At 47.0% G+C, this 20171-nt stretch carries 16 protein-coding genes; 3 read left to right on the top strand and 13 right to left on the bottom strand.

Translation table 11 applies throughout. From position 1 onward, the window contains the following. The first annotated feature begins 105 nt into the window (after positions 1–105). Positions 106–1794 (top strand): PucR family transcriptional regulator, encoded by a 1689-nt coding sequence (locus H70737_RS28165; protein WP_042192658.1) that lies wholly within the window; start codon positions 106–108, stop codon positions 1792–1794. Here H70737_RS28165 and H70737_RS28170 read toward each other — a convergent pair. The 6 genes from H70737_RS28170 to H70737_RS28195 all read right to left on the bottom strand — a co-directional run bounded on the left by H70737_RS28170 (position 1769) and on the right by H70737_RS28195 (position 8584). Continuing rightward, on the bottom strand, positions 1769–3127 hold the full coding sequence (locus H70737_RS28170) for an aspartate aminotransferase family protein (protein WP_042192660.1): 1359 nt from the start codon (positions 3125–3127) through the stop codon (positions 1769–1771). The two genes, H70737_RS28165 and H70737_RS28170, sit on opposite strands and share 26 nt — an antisense overlap. Positions 3128–3158: 31 nt before the next feature. Then, positions 3159–4622 (bottom strand): CoA-acylating methylmalonate-semialdehyde dehydrogenase, encoded by a 1464-nt coding sequence (locus H70737_RS28175; protein ID WP_042192662.1) that lies wholly within the window; start codon positions 4620–4622, stop codon positions 3159–3161. A gap of 104 nt (positions 4623–4726) precedes the next feature. Continuing rightward, positions 4727–5827, bottom strand: coding sequence for an ABC transporter substrate-binding protein (locus H70737_RS28180; RefSeq protein WP_042192664.1), 1101 nt, complete (start codon positions 5825–5827; stop codon positions 4727–4729). A gap of 242 nt (positions 5828–6069) precedes the next feature. Further along, positions 6070–6987: an ABC transporter permease gene (locus tag H70737_RS28185; RefSeq protein ID WP_081951232.1), complete on the bottom strand. Its 918-nt coding sequence runs from the start codon at positions 6985–6987 to the stop codon at positions 6070–6072. Then, positions 6987–7799: an ABC transporter permease gene (locus H70737_RS28190; protein ID WP_042192667.1), complete on the bottom strand. Its 813-nt coding sequence runs from the start codon at positions 7797–7799 to the stop codon at positions 6987–6989. The genes H70737_RS28185 and H70737_RS28190 overlap by 1 nt, the downstream gene beginning before the upstream one ends. A gap of 2 nt (positions 7800–7801) precedes the next feature. Then, entirely contained in the window at positions 7802–8584 is a 783-nt protein-coding gene (locus tag H70737_RS28195) for an ABC transporter ATP-binding protein (RefSeq protein WP_042192669.1), read from the bottom strand. 283 nt (positions 8585–8867) lie between these two features. Here H70737_RS28195 and H70737_RS28200 point away from each other — a divergent pair, with 283 nt between their 5' ends. Both H70737_RS28200 and H70737_RS28205 read left to right on the top strand, forming a co-directional pair. Then, on the top strand, positions 8868–10460 hold the full coding sequence (locus tag H70737_RS28200; protein WP_042192671.1) for a histidine kinase N-terminal 7TM domain-containing diguanylate cyclase: 1593 nt from the start codon (positions 8868–8870) through the stop codon (positions 10458–10460). Between the two features lie 138 nt (positions 10461–10598). After that, positions 10599–12071, top strand: a complete 1473-nt coding sequence (locus H70737_RS28205) for an alpha-amylase (RefSeq protein ID WP_042194667.1) — start codon at positions 10599–10601, stop codon at positions 12069–12071. Positions 12072–12620: 549 nt separating this feature from the next. Here H70737_RS28205 and mprF read toward each other — a convergent pair. From mprF to H70737_RS28240, 7 genes are all read right to left on the bottom strand, one after another. Continuing rightward, positions 12621–15272, bottom strand: a complete 2652-nt coding sequence (gene mprF / locus H70737_RS28210; RefSeq protein ID WP_042192673.1) for a bifunctional lysylphosphatidylglycerol flippase/synthetase MprF — start codon at positions 15270–15272, stop codon at positions 12621–12623. Between the two features lie 282 nt (positions 15273–15554). Further along, a complete protein-coding gene (locus H70737_RS28215) occupies positions 15555–15905 on the bottom strand; it encodes a FlxA-like family protein (protein WP_042192675.1) in 351 nt (116 codons plus the stop codon). 111 nt (positions 15906–16016) lie between these two features. Next, positions 16017–17249 carry a multidrug effflux MFS transporter gene (locus tag H70737_RS28220; RefSeq protein ID WP_042192677.1) on the bottom strand — a complete coding sequence of 411 codons (1233 nt, stop codon included), beginning with the start codon at positions 17247–17249 and terminating at the stop codon, positions 16017–16019. A 154-nt stretch (positions 17250–17403) separates the two neighbouring features. Further along, positions 17404–18024: an alpha/beta hydrolase gene (locus H70737_RS28225; RefSeq protein ID WP_042192679.1), complete on the bottom strand. Its 621-nt coding sequence runs from the start codon at positions 18022–18024 to the stop codon at positions 17404–17406. Further along, positions 18021–18971: a ring-cleaving dioxygenase gene (locus H70737_RS28230; protein ID WP_042192681.1), complete on the bottom strand. Its 951-nt coding sequence runs from the start codon at positions 18969–18971 to the stop codon at positions 18021–18023. The genes H70737_RS28225 and H70737_RS28230 overlap by 4 nt, the downstream gene beginning before the upstream one ends. Before the next feature lie 17 nt (positions 18972–18988). Next, a complete protein-coding gene (locus tag H70737_RS28235; protein ID WP_042192683.1) occupies positions 18989–19390 on the bottom strand; it encodes a DoxX family protein in 402 nt (133 codons plus the stop codon). 139 nt (positions 19391–19529) lie between these two features. Beyond that, complete coding sequence (locus tag H70737_RS28240) at positions 19530–20000, bottom strand: MarR family winged helix-turn-helix transcriptional regulator (RefSeq protein WP_081951233.1); 471 nt, start codon at positions 19998–20000, stop codon at positions 19530–19532. Positions 20001–20171: the final 171 nt, after the last annotated feature.

The following is a 20171-nucleotide window of genomic DNA, read 5'->3' on the forward strand; positions in this document are numbered from 1 at the left end:
CACTTTGTCTAATTTCAAAACTGTATTTTTTACGTATGAGAATAGGCTGAGAATAACAGGGCATTAGCCGAAGGCCAGAGCACAGAAGATCGAGGGGGAGTAACTATGGACTGGGAGCTTGTATTAACCATTCGTGACGCTTTAAAAAGACCACTATTCGCAGAAGCCGAGGTGATCGGCGGGGAAAGCGGCCTAAGCCGTGCCATTCGCTGGGTGCATGTACTGGAAAGTGCCAACTTCGAGACTCTAATTCATGGCGAAGAAATGATTTTGACTACGGGGATTGGTGCAAGTGTCGATCTCCCTTCCTCCTTGGAGTTTATGCAGAACCTGATCGACAAAAATGCAGCTTGCCTATGTATTGAGTTAGGTACGTATTTCAGCACCATCCCGCAAGAGATGATCGACTTAGCCGACAGGCATGACTTTCCGCTAATTATCTTCACCCGCACGGTTCGCTTCGTCGATATCACCCTAGACCTCCATTCCATCATCATCAATCGGCATCACCGGATGCTGCAAGAACTCGAAAGCATCTCTCGTGAATTCCACCGTCTGACCTTAACCTCACAAGGAACAGTGAAGGTACTGCAATTATTATGTAAAAGCACCCGCACACAAATCGTCTATATGCAGCTGCAAGGCAAACCCTTATTCTTCCCGGCACTTCCGCCCGATGAGCAAACTCCCCTGCTGAATTTCTTCACCACCTTCGGTGACGAGATGGAAGGCATTCAACCAGACATCGCCCCTTACACCCGAGAATATGGACAGAAGACGATTGCAATCAAGCCTGTAGGTGCGCTGGATCAGACCTGGGCTTACATTTTGATGGTATGCAATCACAAACCACAGGAATTCGACTGTCTGCTGCTGGATTCCGCCTCGCTGTCCATTGCTCAAGAGCTACTGCGTACCCGATATATGGAGGAGCGTAAGCTTTTTTCAGAAAATCTATGGGTCGATGAGCTGATCAATGGTCGTATAGAGGATGACAATCGCTTAAAAGGCTTGATCGGTTCCAATTTCAACATGGTCAACGAACTCCCTTACCGTGTATGCCTTATCGAAATCAAGAACCCTAGAGACGTAAAATGGAACAGCTCAGAGAACGAATGGGAATCAATCACCTTCCACCTTTCGCTCATCCTGCGTTCCATTTTCGAGAAATATTCTTTACGTCCGCTGATCACACTCAAGAACAATCGCCTCACCGTCATCGCACTCGACATTCAATCGAAAATGCCTGGAAAAATGCGGCTTCAGCAAGCACTTGAGGCCCTGCAGAACATCCGCTCCGATGAGAAGCTCAAGGATTTGCAGCTCGTCATTGGAGTCAGCAAATCGCATAAGCGCCTAAAACAGGCCTATTCCGGTTATCAAGAAGCTTTGCAAGCTTTGTCTCTATACTCTTGTTATCAGAAGTCACTGCTCTTCTATGAAGAGCTGGGTGTATTCCAGTTGCTGTTGAGCTTAAATGACGGAAAAACGTTGCAGAACTTCATTCGCAGTTATCTCGGCCCGCTAATCGACCACGACCAAACCAAAGGCAGCGAGCTGCTGCTTACCCTTCGTGTTTATCTGGATCATGATGGTTCCAAACAAATTGCCGCTCAAAACTTATTCATTGTCAGACAGTCCCTTTATTATCGTCTGGACAAAATAACAGAGCTACTGGGTGAAGACTTCATGCAGCCAGAGAATCGGATCTCCATTCAAGTCGCCCTGCGCGCTTACCAATTTCTATATCCAGACAAAATCACTTTGCCTATTCCCCGTTCAGCACAGATTTAAAGGTATCGATAATAAATTCTATATCTTCATCCGTGGAGGATAACGGCGGGGCGAGGGTAAGCACATTGTTGAACCCAGCTACGGTATCGCCATTTTTGCCGATGATAAGCCCCTTGGACTTACATTCGGCAATAATCCCTTTCACAATACTCAGATCAACTGGCTTTTTGCTAACCTTATCTTCAACCAGCTCGATGCCTGTCACTAAACCAAAGCTGCGAACATCACCCACAAGCTTGTGATCAAGCAGCTCAGTAAATTCTGTATTTATTCTTTTACCTAAAAGATCCGCACGTTCCACCAGCTTCTCCTGCTCGATAATCTCCAGATTACGCAGCGCCAGCGCACAAGAAGCAGGATTGCCACCAAAAGTATTCACATGGCGGAAATAGCCATAATCATCGCTATTGTCCTTAAATACCTTATAGATATCCTTACGAACAGCAGTCGCGGATAAAGGAAGATAAGCGCTAGTCAGTCCCTTAGCCATCGTTACGATGTCAGGCTTCACATTAAAGTTGTGATGACCAAACTTACGTCCAGAACGTCCGAATCCACAAATCACCTCATCCATAATGAGCAACACACCGTGCTTACGGCAGATTTCCTGCACCCGATCCAAATAAACCTGATGCGGTACAATGACCCCACCACCCGTAATTACAGGCTCCATAATCACCGCAGCTACCGTCTCCACGCCTTCCCAGATGATCATATCCTCTATGGACTGTGCACACTGGAGGTTGAATTCTTCTACAGTCATCCCGGCCGGGCGGCGATAGCTGTCCGGGGGAGCCACATGCAGAAAACCACCCGCCAACGGTTCATATTTATATTTGCGTTGGGCCTGGCCCGTTGCAGATAATGCCCCAAGTGAACTGCCATGGTACCCACGATAACGGGCAATGAATTTATGGCGATAATGCTGGCCGATTTGCTGCTGGTACTGGCGGGCCATTTTGAAAGCAGCCTCATTGGCTTCCGATCCGCTATTGGAAAAGAAGATCACGTACTCGTCTCCGAGCCATTCATTCAGCTTCTCCGCCAGCGCAATCGCCGGGAGATGACTTTGTGTCAGAGGAAAATAAGGCAGGGTCAGCAACTGATTGTAAGCAGCTTCCGCCAGCTCCTTGCGCCCGTATCCCACATTTACACACCACAGGCCAGACATCCCATCCAAAAATCGATTGCCTTGTATATCCGTGATCCACGACCCACTTGCCGAGGCGGCAATCATAGGCGGATTTTTTTCACTATAAGGTGTAATGCTGTGCCATAAATATTTCCGATCCTTGCTCACCGCAAGCTCACTATCATTCCCCAGACTCTGCATAACATCTTCTCCTCTCAGCAGCTCATTTTCTCTAATAACGGGCAGTGATCATCTTTTTACGCGTATAGAATTCCACCCCATCACGGCCATTGGCATGCAGGTCTCCATAGAATGATTTCTTATAACCCGAGAAGGGGAAAAAGGCCATGGGCGCAGGCACACCCAGATTCACACCCAACATCCCTGCATCAATCTCTTCCCGGAACTCGCGGATCGCTTTAGCGCTATCTGTGTAAATGCACGCCCCATTCGCGAATGGAGACTGATTCGTTACCGCAATCGCTTCGCTTAAACTCTTCACACGGATCACAGACAACACCGGTGCAAAAATCTCATCCTTCCAGAGGGTCATTCCCGGCTGTACATGATCAAATATCGTCGGTCCGATAAAATAACCCACACCGCCCACAGCAGCATCTTTCCGCCCATCTCTCACTAGCTTGGCTTGTTCAGCTTCACCAGTCTCAATGTAATAAAGAGTCCTCTCCTTATTCGACTGGCGAATTACTGGACCCAAAAACACCCCGTCATCAGCACCATTACCAATCTTAAGCTCATCTGCAGCCGCAGCCAGACGACTCACTAGCTCGTCAGCAATATCCTCATGAACCACTACAACCGAGCAAGCCATACACCGCTCACCCGCTGAGCCAAACGCAGCGGCAATTATATTCTTCACCGCATTATCCAGCTCCGCATCAGGTAACACAATCGAGTGATTCTTAGCGCCTGCCAATGCCTGAACCCGCTTCCCCTGCGCCGTCCCCGCCTTATATACATATTCCGCAACCGGCTGCGAACCGACGAACGAAATCGCCTTCACTTCATCATGCTCCAGCAGCCCGTTCACCACCTCATGCGCTCCATGAACCACATTCAGCACACCTGGTGGAAAGCCCGCTTCAGCAAATAATTCAGCTAACCGATTGACCAGCAGAGGCGTACGCTCAGAAGGCTTCAGCACAAAGGTATTCCCGCAAGCAATGGCGAGTGGAAACATCCAGCAAGGAACCATCATCGGAAAATTAAACGGGGCAATCCCCCCGATAACCCCCAATGGATAGCGGTACATCCCGGATTCAATTCCGGTAGCAATATCCGGAAGCTGGCTGCCCATCATCAACGTGGGGATGCCTGCGGCAAATTCCACACACTCAATTCCACGCTGCACCTCACCTTGCGCCTCTTCCAGACTTTTGCCATTCTCCAGCGTAATCAGCAGGGCCAGCTCATGCCAATGCTTTACCAGCAGCTGTTGATATTGAAAAAAGTAGCGGGCGCGACGCGGCACAGCGACCCTTTTCCACGCTTGAAATGCCACAGCAGCCGCTTCTACCGCCGCACTCAGCTCTTCCTTACTGGAAATGGGCACATAAGCAATCACTTTACCCGTCGCCGGATTATATACCTCTTCATCTCGCCCGGACGACGATTCTACCCAAGCTCCATTCACATAATTCTTAACTCTTTCAGCCTGCGTTACTAGGAGAGACATAGCTCGCACCTCTTTCTCTGTTTCAGATGCACTGATGGACTGCTGATTATAATAGATGACCGCCAGATCAGGCGGCCATCCACTATAACATTAAGCTCAGTTGGTTATTTTGCTGCCATTTCTACGATTTCGTTCGTATAAGCCTCATCTACCTTAGCAGGCTCTTTAATAACACCGAACTTTTGCGAAATATCAGCCGTTTGCTGGAACGCCGCTGCATCGGTATATCCCATCTTCGCACTATCAAAGCCCTCAGGCAGAATCAGCTTGGCAACCTCGGTCATCATCGTCAATTGATGCTCCTTAGTAGTACTGCCGTCTTCTGCTTGCTTCATTACACTATCCACCGCAGCCGCAGGATCAGCAATTGCAGCTTTCCAGCCCTTCAGGGAGGCACGTACAAACTTTGCCGCAGTCTCCTTGTTCTCCGCAAGCCATTCCTTATTAGCGAACAGATTATCCTCTAGCATCGCTACGCCTTCTGTATTCATATCGATGACATTCAGATCCTCAGCCTTAACGCCTGACTCCAGCACTACTTGGTACTCGTTGTAAGTCATCGCTGAGGCCGCATCGATCTGATCGCCCAAGAACTGATCCATCGTGAACCCTTGCTTCGTAAAGCTTAGATCCTTATTCGGATCGAACTTATATTTATCGAATAACGCTAATAGTTCAAACTCGTTGCCGCCCATCCAATTGCCGACTTTTTTACCCTTAAGATCAGCGGCTGAGTTGATGCCCGCCGATTTTTTGGAGACCAGGACCAATCCGCTCTTTTGATAGATTTGCGCGATCTGCACCAGCGGCATTCCCTCTTCAAGACTCGGCAGCAAGCTGGCTACCCAACCCACACCGATATCTGCGGAGCCACCTGCTACTTGCTGTTCCGGAACAATATCCGGACCTCCCGGCAAAATCTCTACATTCAATCCTTCTTCCTTGTAATATCCTTTATCCTGCGCCACAAAATATCCAGCAAATTGTGCCTGTGGCACCCATTTTAATTGCAGCTTCACTGTAACTGGATCAGCCGCTGGTTCAGCCGTAGCACTTGCCTCAGGAGCTGTAGAAGCTTCAGGGGCAGTCGTAGCTTCGGCTGCCGAGTTATTATTGTTGCCCCCGCAACCCGCCATTAAAGAAACACTTAACATCATCACGATCGCCAACAAACCACCACGAAATTTGCGTTTTTTCCCATTCATCAATCGAACTCCCCCTATCGTAATTTAAGTTTGTAACAAGCGTAAACGCCTTCGTCGTCCTTATAAGGATGATAAGCGTTTAAGCGAGAAATATAAGGATGATGTATAGTGTGAAACTTATAAATCCTTATATTTCAAGCAGCACAGTATGGACAATCATCGTGGTGCGTTGTATGCATACAGCCGTGGGCGGTTTCTCTTTTCCCTTCCCACTAGGACCGGATGTAATGATGTTATAGAGCTCATTTACGTTGCGAAGGATGCCACTTGATGAACACTTTCTCAAGCCGCTCAACCACTAGGTAGAAGAGCACGCCGGCAATTGCAGCCAGCACAATACAGGACCAGCCCAGTGGCATTTTGGCAACTTTAATGGAATTGGAGAGCAGGTACCCAAGCCCTTTTGAGGAGAAAAAGAATTCCCCAACAATGGCGCCAATCATACTCGCCGTCGCGTTGATCTTCAGTGCTGTAAATACATAGGGTAAGCTATTGCGAATCCGCAGATAACGAAACACTGCCGGTTTACCTGCCGCATAGGAATGCATCAGATCCAGCGCCAATGGATCGATCGCCGCCATGCCTTTATAGGCGTTGATCGCCATCGCAGCCATTGTAGTTGCCGTTACTATGGCAATCCGCGAGCCTATCCCATCCCCGAACCACAGATTCATAATGGGCGCGAGGGCGACGATGGGCACAGCATTTAGAGCAGCAACCAAAGTTAAACTTCCACTTCCCCAGCGCGGCCAAGCTGTAGCAGCTAAAGCGATCAGAAATCCGATAGCAGAACCAACCAACATTCCCAGCACAGCCTCAGTAAGGGTGTATCCGGTATAGGATAGCAACATGCTGAAATTATCCCTCATGGTCGTGGCAATTGCTGTGGGCAACGGCAGCTGATATTTCTTCAGATCAAAGATCTTATGAAAGAATTCGAACTCCCATAGCCCAAGAAACAACACCCCCGCCAATACAGGCAGCAGCACCCCTGCGCTAAATATCCTCTTCAGCATTCGTGAGCCGCCTCGACTCGCGGTAGCTTCCGCAGGTTTTGGAACGGCTACAGCATTCTTTTGTGTAGCCGTTAGCGCCGGCTGAGCCATTTCTTTACCACTAGAGCCCATAAATGAAGCCTCCCGAACGGAGTTGGTTTCCATTAGCGGCTACCTCCTTTCGGTCGAAATTCAGGCTGCCACGGCGCCACCAAACGTTCTATCAGACTGATCAACCAGTAACTTACAATCCCCAACAAAGCGCCGACAATCACCGTAGACCAGAACATGTAGGTATGAGAGCTGCCGTAGTAGAGATTACGCAGCATGATTACGCCAATCCCGTGCTGCGCACCCATGAGCTCTACCAGGATAGCACCAGTCACTGCGAGCGGAGCAGCAATCTTAAGCCCTCCGAACAAACCCGGCAGGGCCGCTGGAAATCTGAGTTTCCAATAGACTGCCCACGGCTTCGCTGCGTAAGAATGCATTAATTCCAGCGCGGAAGGATCCACACTTCGCAAGCCACGCAGCATATTGAGAGCCACTGGGAAGAATGTAATATAACCCGAAATAATAATCCGTGAAGTCTGCTCATCTCTCACAATCCCATAAATGATCGGCGCCAGCCCCAGGATCGGAATCATCTGCGAGGCGATAGCGTAAGGAAAAGTTAACCGTTCTATCGTCTTCGACAAGCTCATTAGCACCGCCAGCGAAGCACCAGCCACCGCACCAATCAGGAAGCCAACACCAGCATTGCCAAAGGTGGCAGCCCCCTCCTTCAGAAGCGTGCCACTATACTTCCACAGCGTGGATAGCACCTCATGAACGTAGGGCAACTTGGACTGAGCTAACGGTGTCTCCACTACATGGAGCAGCATCCAGGAGGTTCCTTCCCAAACTAGCAGCAAACCAAATATCCAGACAAACAACGGCAGCAGGCGACCCCGTACAAAGATACTGCCCCCTTTCATCCCTACACCCCTTCAAAGCTGTCGCGAATACTTGCGATCAGTTCGAAAAACTCTGGGCTGTTTCTCATTTCCGCCGTTCGCGGACGTGGCAGAGGAATTTCAACCACAGCGGATAAGCGACCTGGATGCGGGGAAAGAACAAACACCCGGTCAGAGAGGAATATCGACTCAGGAATACTATGTGTTACGAAGACAATCGTGTTCTGCACCTTGCTCCAGACAGATAACAGTTCTTCGTTCAGACGCTCACGTGTAAACTCATCCAGTGCAGAGAACGGTTCATCCATCAGTAGAATTTCCGGCTCCATCGATAGCGCTCTGGCAATCGCTACTCTTTGCTGCATCCCCCCACTAAGCTGCCAAGAGTATTTATCCGCGAAGCTCTGCAAGCCCACTAGATCAAGAAGCTCCAGCGCCCTCTCTTCACGGATCGACTTTTTAACTCCCATCAGTTCCAGCGGCAATGTGATGTTATGCTTCACCTTCCGCCAGTCATACAGCACAGGACTTTGAAAAACAATGCCATATTTCTGCGCCAGCCTTGCCTCTTTAGCACTTTTTCCAGCGACTACAATGTTCCCGCCCGTTGGCGCGATGAGATCGGCCATCAGTCTCAAAAGCGTTGTTTTGCCACATCCTGAAGGTCCGAGCAGTGAGACGAACTCCCCCTTTGCAATATCAAGACTCACCTGATGCAGTGCAAGCACTTCCGCAGCTTCTGCCCTATAGCGCATTTCAACATTTTCCAGCTGAATTTCAGGAATATTTGTCGCGAGTAATGACATCCTCAGCCCCCCCTTATCAAAATAAGCTATGCAATTAATGTTAATTAATCTGACTCACTAGAGAGTGTGTCGAGTTAAAATCTTCTGTTGTGTAGTATTAACTAACATGTTACACGCTGCTCACTGGACTCTCATTAGACAATTAGTAAAATAGCTCCCGCTAAATCACGTCATTTTGTCTAGGGGGACATTTATTCAAGTTTCAAATGAAGTGATTTTTAAATATTTGTAGATTTGTGGTAATATTTATCCATATCTTTCCTCAGTAGGAGACAATAGACCCATGGGATCTGTAATTTCGAATTATATTGTTATTGTGGCTATATCTGGTGTCCTGAGCGTTTTACTAGCCCTTTTCGCCTACTATAAAAAAACGGATTTCTTAGGAATTAGAGCCTTTGTTATAAGCTCCTTCACTTCCGCGATTTATACCTTCGGCTTCGCACTAGAGCTGTCGGGGAAAACACTGGAGGAAATGAGTTTTTGGATTAAAGTAGAGTACCTGGGGATGCCTTTTATAGCGCCCGCCAGCCTTATTATGGTGATGCATTTCGTAGGGCTGGAGAGTCTAATTAAAAAGGGCATGCGAGCAGCGCTATATATAATACCGTTCATCACAACACTGATGGTGTGGACCAATGATTACCACCACCTCTTCTATAAATCCATTTATTTGCGAGACAATACGCCCTCCCCACTCGTTGATGTAGTGATGGGACCTTGGTATATCGTTCACGGCAGCTTTACTTTTGGCTGTCTACTGGCAGCTATCTGCCTTATGTTATGGCAGTGGAACCGGATGAAACGGGTATACCGGAGACAAATCGTTACCATTCTAATTGGACTAAGCCTTCCAACGTTAGGCTCTTTTTTATATTTAATGGGCCTGACTCCCTACGGGATGGATCCCGTTCCCATCATTATGAGTATCACTTCCACCCTATATATCTGGGCTATCCTATCAAGAGGTATGCTAACAGCTGCGCCTATCGCCCGTGAGAATCTGTTCGAAAGCATGCGAGATGGGGTGCTTGTCACCGATCGTTCGGACATGCTCGTCGATTACAATCGCGCAGCCGCGGATATGATAGAAGGACTTAATTCCTCGGCGATTGGTAAACCGCTGGCTCAACTGTTTCTTAATGCCGGCAAAGATGCCTTGTCCTATGTTATGGATACAGAGCCACTGCAACGCGAAGAACGGGAAGTTGCTTGGATCAAAGGAGACGAGATTTGTTACTACCAAATTCGGTCCTCTCCCGTACAGAAACAAGGGGGATACTTAGCAGGACAAATGATCATGCTGATTGACGTAACTGAACGAATACTGCTTCAAGATAAGCTGCGTCAATTGGCTACGATGGATAGTCTGACGGGGATTTATAACCGTACCTATTTTTTGGAGCTGAGCCGAGGGCTTCTTGTTCAGGCCGCGAGCAATCGGAGTTCACTATCGATTATTTTGCTGGATGTAGACTTCTTCAAAAGCATTAATGATCGATTCGGACATCAATATGGAGATCAAGCCCTTCAGCACATTGTCGAGGTATGCAACAGACATATCCGGGAGGGTGACATCTTCGGACGTTATGGCGGTGAGGAATTTGTGATCTGTTTGCCAGATACGTCGCTGAAGCAAGCCGCACAACTCTGTGAAACTATCCGCGCAGATATTGAACAAAGTGTCTTATATACGCTCATCGGGTCCATTAACGTGACTGCCAGCTTCGGAGTAGTAGAAGCCCTAAGTCCTAAAGCCACTCTAGAAGAGCTACTGTCAGAGGCTGACCATGCTCTGTACAGTTCCAAACGAAACGGACGCAATGCTGTCCACCTCTCCCAGAGATCAGAAATTACACTTTTCAAGCCTATATAAATCGCATCTTTGTCCCTCCCAGCGCATTCATCAGCCTGCCTTATTTTTCATAGTCTGTTTTTACGTTTAATAAGAGTTATCTGAAAATCTAATCAGAGTGTAGAAAAAATTCGCTTTATGGATATGGAGGCGCAAGAAATAATGAGGAACCATACAATGATGCAATTTTTTGAATGGCATGTCGCTGCGGATGGGAAACACTGGGATCGCCTGAAAGAAACAGCTTCCGCACTAAAAGCCGTAGGCATTGATTCTGTTTGGGTACCTCCTGTGACAAAGGCCGTCTCCGCCGACGATACAGGCTATGGCGTGTATGATCTATACGATCTGGGCGAATATGACCAAAAAGGTACGGTACGCACCAAATATGGCACCAAACAAGCACTGATTGAAGCCATTTCGGAATGTCAAAAAAACGGCATTGCCGTGTACGTTGATTTGGTCATGAATCACAAAGCAGGAGCGGATGAAAAGGAAGTCTTCCAGGTGATCGAGGTCGACCCTAATGACCGGATGAAAGAAATCTCCAAGCCTTTCGAGATTGAGGGCTGGACTAAATTCACCTTCCCCGGCCGCGGTGATGAACACTCTTCCTTTAAATGGAATCACAATCATTTTAACGGCACTGACTTCGACGCCAAGTCGGGGCGAACAGGTGTATTCCGTATCGCAGGCGAGAATAAAACATGGAACCAGAATGTTGATGACGAGTTCGGCAACTACGATTATCTAATGTTCGCAAATATTGATTACAGTCATCCAGAAGTCAAAAAGGAAATGATCCAATGGGGAAAATGGCTGGTGGACACGCTCCACTGCAGCGGCTTTCGCTTAGATGCCATCAAGCATATCAACCATGAGTTTGTGAAACAATTCGCGGTAGAAATGTTTAATAAATGTGAGAAGGATTTCTATATCGTGGGTGAGTTCTGGAATTCGGATTTAGAATCCTGCCGACAATTTCTAAATACCGTCGACTATAAGATCGATCTCTTCGATGTCTCCCTTCACTACAAGCTGCATTCAGCTTCCTTGGGGGGTAGAAACTTTGATTTAACCAAAATCCTCGACGACACACTGGTGCAGACCCATCCTACCAATGCTGTAACGTTCGTTGACAATCATGATTCTCAACCCCATGAAGCTCTGGAATCTTGGGTAGATGATTGGTTTAAGCAAAGTGCTTATGCACTTATCCTACTGCGACGCGACGGATATCCTGTGGTCTTTTATGGAGATTATTATGGGATCGAGGGACCTACACCTGTCGCAGGCAAAAAAGAGGCGATTGACCCGCTGCTATATACCCGCTATCACAAAGCCTATGGTGAGCAGAAGGATTATTTCGATCATCCCAACACGATTGGCTGGACACGACTCGGCGTGAAAGACATCGAACGCTCCGGCTGTGCGGTTGTGATTAGTAACGGTGAGAACGGTCAGAAAAGAATGTTCGTAGGGGAACAACGCGCGGGTGAAGCATGGGTAGATTTCACTCATAATCACAAGGCGACTATAACGATTGAAAAAGATGGCTGGGCGACCTTCCCGGTCAACGGTGGCAGCGTATCTGTCTGGGCTCTGCCTGATGAAAAAGCCGACGAAAAATAAGGGTTATGTTACTCAAAATAGATGAGGCTGCTCTCGAAAGTAGTGAATGCTGCTTACGGGGCAGCTTCATCTATTTTATGGAATAGTCCAAGTAAAGATCTCACTTAACCATTAAACCTTTTCAGATTGGGTAATGATGGCAGACGATGATGAGGATATGCATGCGGGAATGTGCGGTAGACGTTTTTGCGGTGGGCAGAGTGGGTTTAACACTAATTAGGGAAAAGCTCCCTAAAAATATTCGATATTCGCTTATAATCAACGAAATTAGGGAAAAGCTCCCTGAAAATTAGGGTAATGCCTTGATTTCCCACCAAATCAGATGAATTTTAGGGATATTTTCCCTAATTATAAATCTAATGACCGATAATCTTAGAATTTCAGGGAGAAATTCCCTACTTGTTGTATTGGTGTTTCACTCAAACCATCATTTCAAACTTCAATTAACCTTCAACGCAAAAAAGGGTCGTACCCAAGTAGCTAAAACTACTTTGAGACGGTCCCCTTTTCTTTAGCTCCAATGTACGCAGACTTCACGCACGTCTCACTCTACTCCTCCGCCCTAGGATGGCGGGATACTAACCTCACCAGATCGAGTGTTAAGATCGGCAATGCTATAGAAGCCGGATAAGCCAAATAACGCGGTTCCCACTCCGGGCTGAATTTTTCTTTATAGCGGCGAAGTCCGACAAAGCCGTACCAATGCCCCCCTCTTTTAAATACGAGATGAGCCAGCTTCTCCTCTTTCAAGGCCCCAGCATTCTCACCCACACTGGACAGCGGGGCATTACCTAGATTGAATCGATGATATCCCTTAGATTTCGCCCATTCTAGCAAACGAACAAATAAATAATCCATCGTTCCGTTTGGCACATTCTTTCGATGGCGCATCAAATCAATCGATAAGGTCATACCCTGATCATACCCATTTGCAATAGAAGCAAATGCCAGTATCGTCCCTTGGGCATTCCTCAGGAGCACGATTGGAGCCAGCTGTAGATAGGCCTCGTTAAACCAACCCAGCGAATACCCTTTTTCGGTGCGCCCATTCAACCATTCGTTCGAAACGGATCGCAGCTCTCGTAGCAATTCTTCAGCGTGCGGTGCTTCTACAACTTCGAAGGCATAGCCTTCCCGTTCAAAACGGTTGCATACGCTTCGCAAATCACTGTTCTTTTTGCCACTGAGCGTAAAGGTATCGAGCGTTACTAATGCCTCTTCCCCCAGCTTAAAAAAGCGATATCCCTGTTCATGATAGATCGATAAGAAATCAGGTGTGGCCTGATAAAAAACTACGACCAGACCGTACTTATCTGCAGCTTGTCTAAATTCACTGATTGCCTCATTCATGAGACTTCTCTCTCCCAATGGATCACCAAGGACTACAAGCTTATCCCTAACCCTAGCGAAAGCGAGCAACACCTTGCCTTCTTGCGCCCAGAAGAAGCTTTTATCACCCAAAAACAGCATATGAGTTAGGGCATTGCCTTGAACTTCACCTAGGAAGTTTTTCAGCCTTGCCATATCAAAATTTCCGAATAACTCCTCCGGTTTACGATGGGGTCTAAGGGTGATCAGCAAAGTAAGAATGATCCAAGAGAAAGCTAGTCCCCCTACGGCTGTAAAAGCAACATGACTATGCCGCTGTAGCCACTCTGGCTCTACACCGGGCGGGAGATGCTTTAGAAATCCACGATGGACATGGCTGCCCAATAGATAATAGCTTAGGGCAATTACTGAAGTAAGCGCAAGCCACCAAATCGTACTCTGTCTGCTTACGGGAGCACTGATCCGGTAGAACCGAGATCTGGAGATCCACAGAATGAGTGCAACTAGGAGCAGAAACAGCGCCTCTTCATAATCAAAGCCTTTAGCCACCGCAAACACCGACCCGGAAAATAATAAAATGCTGGTCCAGATGTACGCGCTACGAACCCGTAATGTAATGCCTCTCGACAACAAAATGAGCATAAAGCCAATAAGTACAGATAAATGATGTGAGAGCTGCATGATCGAGAATGACAATATTTCCTCTGTAATCTTCAGTCTGTACAACAATCCGGGCGTAGCTGTTGATAGTAAGAGAATAAGCCCGCTAGCTAGTACAAGCTTGCCTAGAGCCCACACACCAAGATCGCTCAGAAAGGTATACTGACCCGGCCAACCCCAAATCCTCTGCCAAATGTTAAGAGCGGGTTCGAACCCTGGAGCTGAACGATCTTGACCCTTTTTTCCCTGCAGACCAAATTCCAGTGCCGCCAGCACCAATCCGATCAGCCATGGAATGAGATAATAGAACAATCTAAAAATAACAAGCACTGCCATGGCCTGATCACTTTTAAATCCAAGCTGCGTAAGACCCAGCAATGCAATAAGGTCAAAAGCACCGATACCACCAGGCGCCATACTCAAGATGCCTGCGATGGCAGCAATCGTAAAGATGCCGAATATGACTGGAAAGTGTACCTCGTGCAAAAGATGACTACTGATTGTCCAAAACGTTACGCCAGCAAAACTCCATTCCAGAAAGGAGGCACCCACAGAGGCAACTACTGTAAGCCAGGGTGTTCTACCTTGTCCCCGGTTAATCCACTTTGCATAAAGAGCAGAGCGCTGTACAAACACAAAAAACGGCAAATAAAGCGCCATCCCCCATACCGCAAATACTAACCAATGATGCTCTTCCAGCAATGCCGTTGCCGGGAGTAAACCAAAAATATTTGCCCAAGAAAGTAAAGATAATCCGGTAATCATGAGTGGTGATAAAAATACGATTGCCGGCGTTAGGACGGAAGTTGACACTCCGCTTTTTTTGTACATCAACGTCCTTAAACCCACTCCAGCCAGACCTGCAAAACCAATTAAATTATTAAATGTATTAGCTATCCAAGCATAACGGAAGGTGTCCCACAGCCCTACTTTCAAACGAAAATGTGCTCGTATCAAATAATCATAAGCACTCATTACAGCTACTGCGAGAAGTGCAAATCCGATCATTTGCAAAACGGCAGATGTAGGCACTCTTCTTAGCTCACGCATAATAAGTCCTAAATGAACCTGCTTCAGCTCATGCTGCCCCTCCCAATACACCAGCGCTATGATAGCTACTGGAAAGAGAGCTCTCACCGCCCGAATCCGATAGATGGATAAGAACAGCCTTACAATTTTGAATCTTTCTAATGTTTGTTGTTTTGATTGCATTAGGCCACCTACCCTTACCGCCGACACACGTTGTGCTAGACAATTTTTACAACCATTTCATTATAACAATTATTGGAATAAAAAACCCATGATAATCAACACCTACTACATTAGACTGCCAGCACAGCCCTAATCCCTGCAATAGTTAAAGAATGTTAATGAAATTCTATTTAGCTAAAGAACATTGAGACTGTAGTTTACACATAAAATTGCACAACAAAAAGGACATCCCTCACGGCAAAGGATGTCCTCTCTGTTATGTAGCACGGGTTTAACTAGCGTTTATACTCGAATATCAAATCTGCCTTTACTATCCGTTGTTGCGGTAGCAATCTCTTGCGGACTTGCTGCAGCAAGCGTATTGTTCGCAGGTTTGGCAGGTGCCTCTACAACACTGCTAGCGGAGGAAGCACTGCTCTGAGACTTCTGCGAGATTTGTGCCTCGATAGTCTTAATCTGTTGCTCAATTTGCTTCGTTTTCGTTTCCTTGGTCTTGTCATCGTCTGAGCTGGCATTAATCTTGTCCAGTTCTGCTTCCAGTTTCGCTTTTTGTTTCTCAAGCGTACTGGTATCTGTAGTGCTAGATGTCGAGGTAGTATACGATGTGGAACCTGAGACTGCCGATATACTCATGGTTATCCCTCCCTTCCTTACCTCCAATATAATCCTTTTGCAAGTAAGGAACGTTAAGACCCGCTGAAAGTTTGCTGAAAGTACTACTTGCCAGGTTACAATGATAGACTGCTAGGAGCTTGCTTTTCCTCGTCTAACAAGCAGCACATAAGATAGAATCGAGAGAATTCCTGTACATGCCATCACAATCGCCATCGGAAGTGCAGACTCAACGCCCCCAAGACCCACAAGTGGCGCTACACAGCTACCCAGCAATAGGGGGATTAATCCGATTAATGCCGAGGCACTGCCTGCAGTTTCACCTTGATCTTGCATCGCCAGTGAGAAGCTGGTCGCTCCGACAATCCCTACACTGGAGACAACCGCAAATAGACAGATCAGAATAGGGATCAGTCCTCCTCCTACCAGAACCGTCAGCAGTAGCAAGATGCCCCCCATCGTACATAGCAATAGTCCACTAAGTAACAACTTAGTCTCACTTACCTTTCCAGCAAGTCTACCGGCTATTTGGCCAGTAATAATAATCCCGATCCCATTCACTGCAAAGATCAGACTATAAACCTGCGGGGTAACCGCAAAAATATTTTGCAATACAAAAGAAGAACCTGAGATATACGCGAACATTGATGCCGTAACGAAACCTTGAGACAAGGCATAACCCATAAACTTACGATTGCCCAGCAATACCCGGAAGGTAAGCAGTGTACCCTTCAGTCCACTCTTAGAGCGTCGCTCCTTCGGCAGCGTTTCCGGCAAGCGCAATAGAATAGTTAAACAAAAAATAATTCCGGCAGCAAATAATACGAGGAATATCCCTTGCCATGTAGTCACCCTTAACAGCTGGCCCCCAATAACTGGAGCTAATATCGGTCCGAGACCATTCACAATCATCAATAGTGAGAAGAACTTCGTGAGTTCAGAGCCACTATATAAATCACGAACAGCCGCTCTAGAGACAACCACCCCCACTGAACCAGCAAGACCTTGAATAAACCGCAAAACGATCAGCAGTCCAATCGAAGGACTAAAAGCACATAGCACTGAGGAAACGGCGTAGATGAACATACCTATAAGCAGCGGACCGCGGCGGCCATATACATCACTCAGAGGTCCAGCGACCAACTGACCTGAGGCAAGCCCCAGCAAAAAGAAGGTCAGACTAAGCTGCACTAAAGCAGCGGTCGTACCGAAATCCGCGACAAGCGTAGGCAGTGCCGGCAAATACATATCAATCGACAACGGGCCGATTGTTGTAATGGAGCCGAGAATCACAGCCAGCTGTAATCTCTGCTTCCGTGAGGGTCCATCTGCGGCAAGCTTATTACCATTTTGAATTCCAATCATAATCCTTACTTCAACCTTTCTAAAGCAACCCTTGGGCCTTTTTTTGTATTCTTCATACTAACGTAAAGGAAGTGGATTGATCAATCCTTTTATGGAGGGTTATAGGTGCCTGTATAACAAGAATAACCGCCATTCGGCGGTTATTCTGATTGTTTTATGCATTTGTAGATGTGCTGCGCATTTGCAACCAATCTCTAGCGGCTTCAGCCTCAGCAACACTCAGGCGATGACCTTGGTTGCCCCAGTGTGTTGTAACCTCTGCGCCTGCCTTCTGTAAAATAATGTCCAAATCCTCAGTCTCCGAAGAAGCGATAAGTGGATCATTTGTGCCTGCACCAATGAAGATAGATACTCCTTCCAGCGAAGGAAGCGTAATATTCCGAAGCGGTACCATCGGATGCAGTAGAATTGCAGCGCGGAAAACATCCTTATAATGGAACAGCAGGCTACCCGCAATGTTCGCACCATTAGAGTAACCCACGGCTACCAGATTGTTGGCATCGAAGCCGTATTGTGCTGCGGCTTCATCCAGAAACTGCTTGATCTCGTGAGTACGGAAGATTAGATCTGCTTCATCGAATACCCCTTCGGCTAACCGTCGGAAGAACCGCGGCATACCATTCTCCAGTACATTCCCTCTGATGCCTAGCACCGATGAATCAGGAGATAACAACCCGGCAAGCGGCAGCAAGTCCTGCTCATTGCCTCCAGTACCGTGAAATAATACAAGCGTGGGTTTCGTTACATCTTTACCTTTATGGAATACATGAATCATCCCTGCTTCACCTCAATTTCTCTTATTTGAAAAGGACTTAAATTTTCTTCGATAGCCGCACGATGCGGTTCATACCAAGATGGCAGCATCAGCTTTTCACCCAGCGCATCCACCGCTTCATCACGAGCAAAGCCCGGAGGGTCCGTAGCAATCTCGAACAGGATTCCACCTCTTTCACGGAAATAAATCGCATTAAAGTATTGGCGGTCTTGAACCGGTGTCGGATGATGCCCATGATTCTGCACTTGAAGCCCCCATTCCTGCTGCTCAGCGTCATCTTGTGCACGCCAAGCGATATGGTGAACGGTGCCTGTACCTCCTGCTCCTTGCGGAACCGGTGTTGTCTTCAGATCAATAATATTACCCAAATCGCCAGTAGTTCTATATCGACTATACCCGTCTCCATCAGCGATATGCTTCATTCCCATTGTATGGACAAGCGTTTCTGCAGTTTGCGACGGATTGTTGCTGTAGAGCACAGCGCCGCCGAACCCTTTGATAGCATGCCCCGTGGGAACTCCCCCGAAAGACCACTTGCTAAGCGGTCCTTCCTCACGTTCCACGAGTTCAATGCGCAAACCGTCATAATCAGCAAAGGATAGATAAGATTCTGAGATTCTATGCTTAAGAGTAACCGGAATTTGATATGCCGCAAGACGCTGTTCCCAGAAGATCAGAGAGCCTACTGGTACTGCGTAAGTTGTTACGCCAACTTGCCCACTCCCAATTCTGCCTTTACGCCCGGTAGGTGAAGGAAAAAAGGTAATAATCGTTCCCGGAGCACCTACTTCATTCCCAAAATATAAATGATAAACTTCCGGAGCGTCAAAATTAATCGTCTTCTTCACAAGCCGTAGTCCTAAAATACCGGCGTAGAAGTCAACGTTACGCTGAGCATCTCCAACAAAAGCGGTAATATGATGGATTCCTGCAGTTTGAAGTGTCATAATGATAAACCCCCTTCTTAGTTAAAAATCAATGCATCCAGAGAAATCGAACCTGGCCCTGTAAGTGCTATACCTGCAGCGACTACCAGTACCGTAAGCGGAAACTCAATTCCGTTCGAAGTAGACCAGAAGCCATTTGGAGCGTGAACCTTAATGATAGCCCCCAGCATAGTGGCAACAATCAACACCGCTGCAACAGGCGTCAGAAGGCCTGCCGCGAACATGAATCCGCCTACCAGCTCCATTAGTCCTGCTAATACCGCCATAGTAACCCCCGGTTTAATGCCGATGGATTCCATCCAGCCACCTGTACCCTTCGGGCCGTAACCACCAAACCATCCAAACAACTTTTGGGCACCATGCCCTATAAACGCAATCCCGATCACTAATCTCATCAATAATATTCCTACACTTATCATTGTTAATCCACTCCAATTTTCTTTGATTTAATTATCTTAACATTAAGATATATGATAAAAATTTTTATCTTTCAGTGGTTAGAAGCAGCGAACTGCTTCCGACCATATAAAATGTCCTTGATGCGATATTTCAGCGCTCCTACACACCTTTGCCTAGCTTCTTCAGTAATTCAATCGCCTGACCCTTCTCATCCTTATCCAGTCCACGCATCAAATCATGAATCGAAGCCACATGACGCGGGAAAATCTTATCGAACAGCGCACGCCCTGCATCCGTAATCTCCGCATAGGTCACGCGTCTGTCCTCACTACACGGCACACGTTTCAGCAGACCTTTCTTCTCCAGCTTGTCGATATTATAGGTGATGCTTCCACTCGTAACGAGAATCTTCTCCCCGATCTGTTGTAGTGGAATACGGGTCCGGTGATACAGCACCTCAAGCACCATGAACTCGGCAGATGCCAGCCCATAACTCTTCATATCCTTCACAGCTTGATCCATCAAGCTTCTGTAAGCCTTAGATAATACAACAAATAACTTTAAAGAAGACGCCTGATCCATCTCCGTAGTATTCTCTGTATTACGAACATTCTCTTCGGTATTACTCATCATTCCCACCTCCAGTTTGACAGCGATGTTGTTCAATATAAAGTAAATGTCTTTACATTAAATATCTTTAAGTTAAGATAACTATACTTCCTCACACTACCTTTGTCAACCTCGCCACTCCAAAAAGATAACATAAGGTGCTTAACGAGCTGTTAATGTTCTTTCTACGAC

It is taken from the genome of Paenibacillus sp. FSL H7-0737 (assembly GCF_000758545.1).
Classification (GTDB): domain Bacteria; phylum Bacillota; class Bacilli; order Paenibacillales; family Paenibacillaceae; genus Paenibacillus_AQ.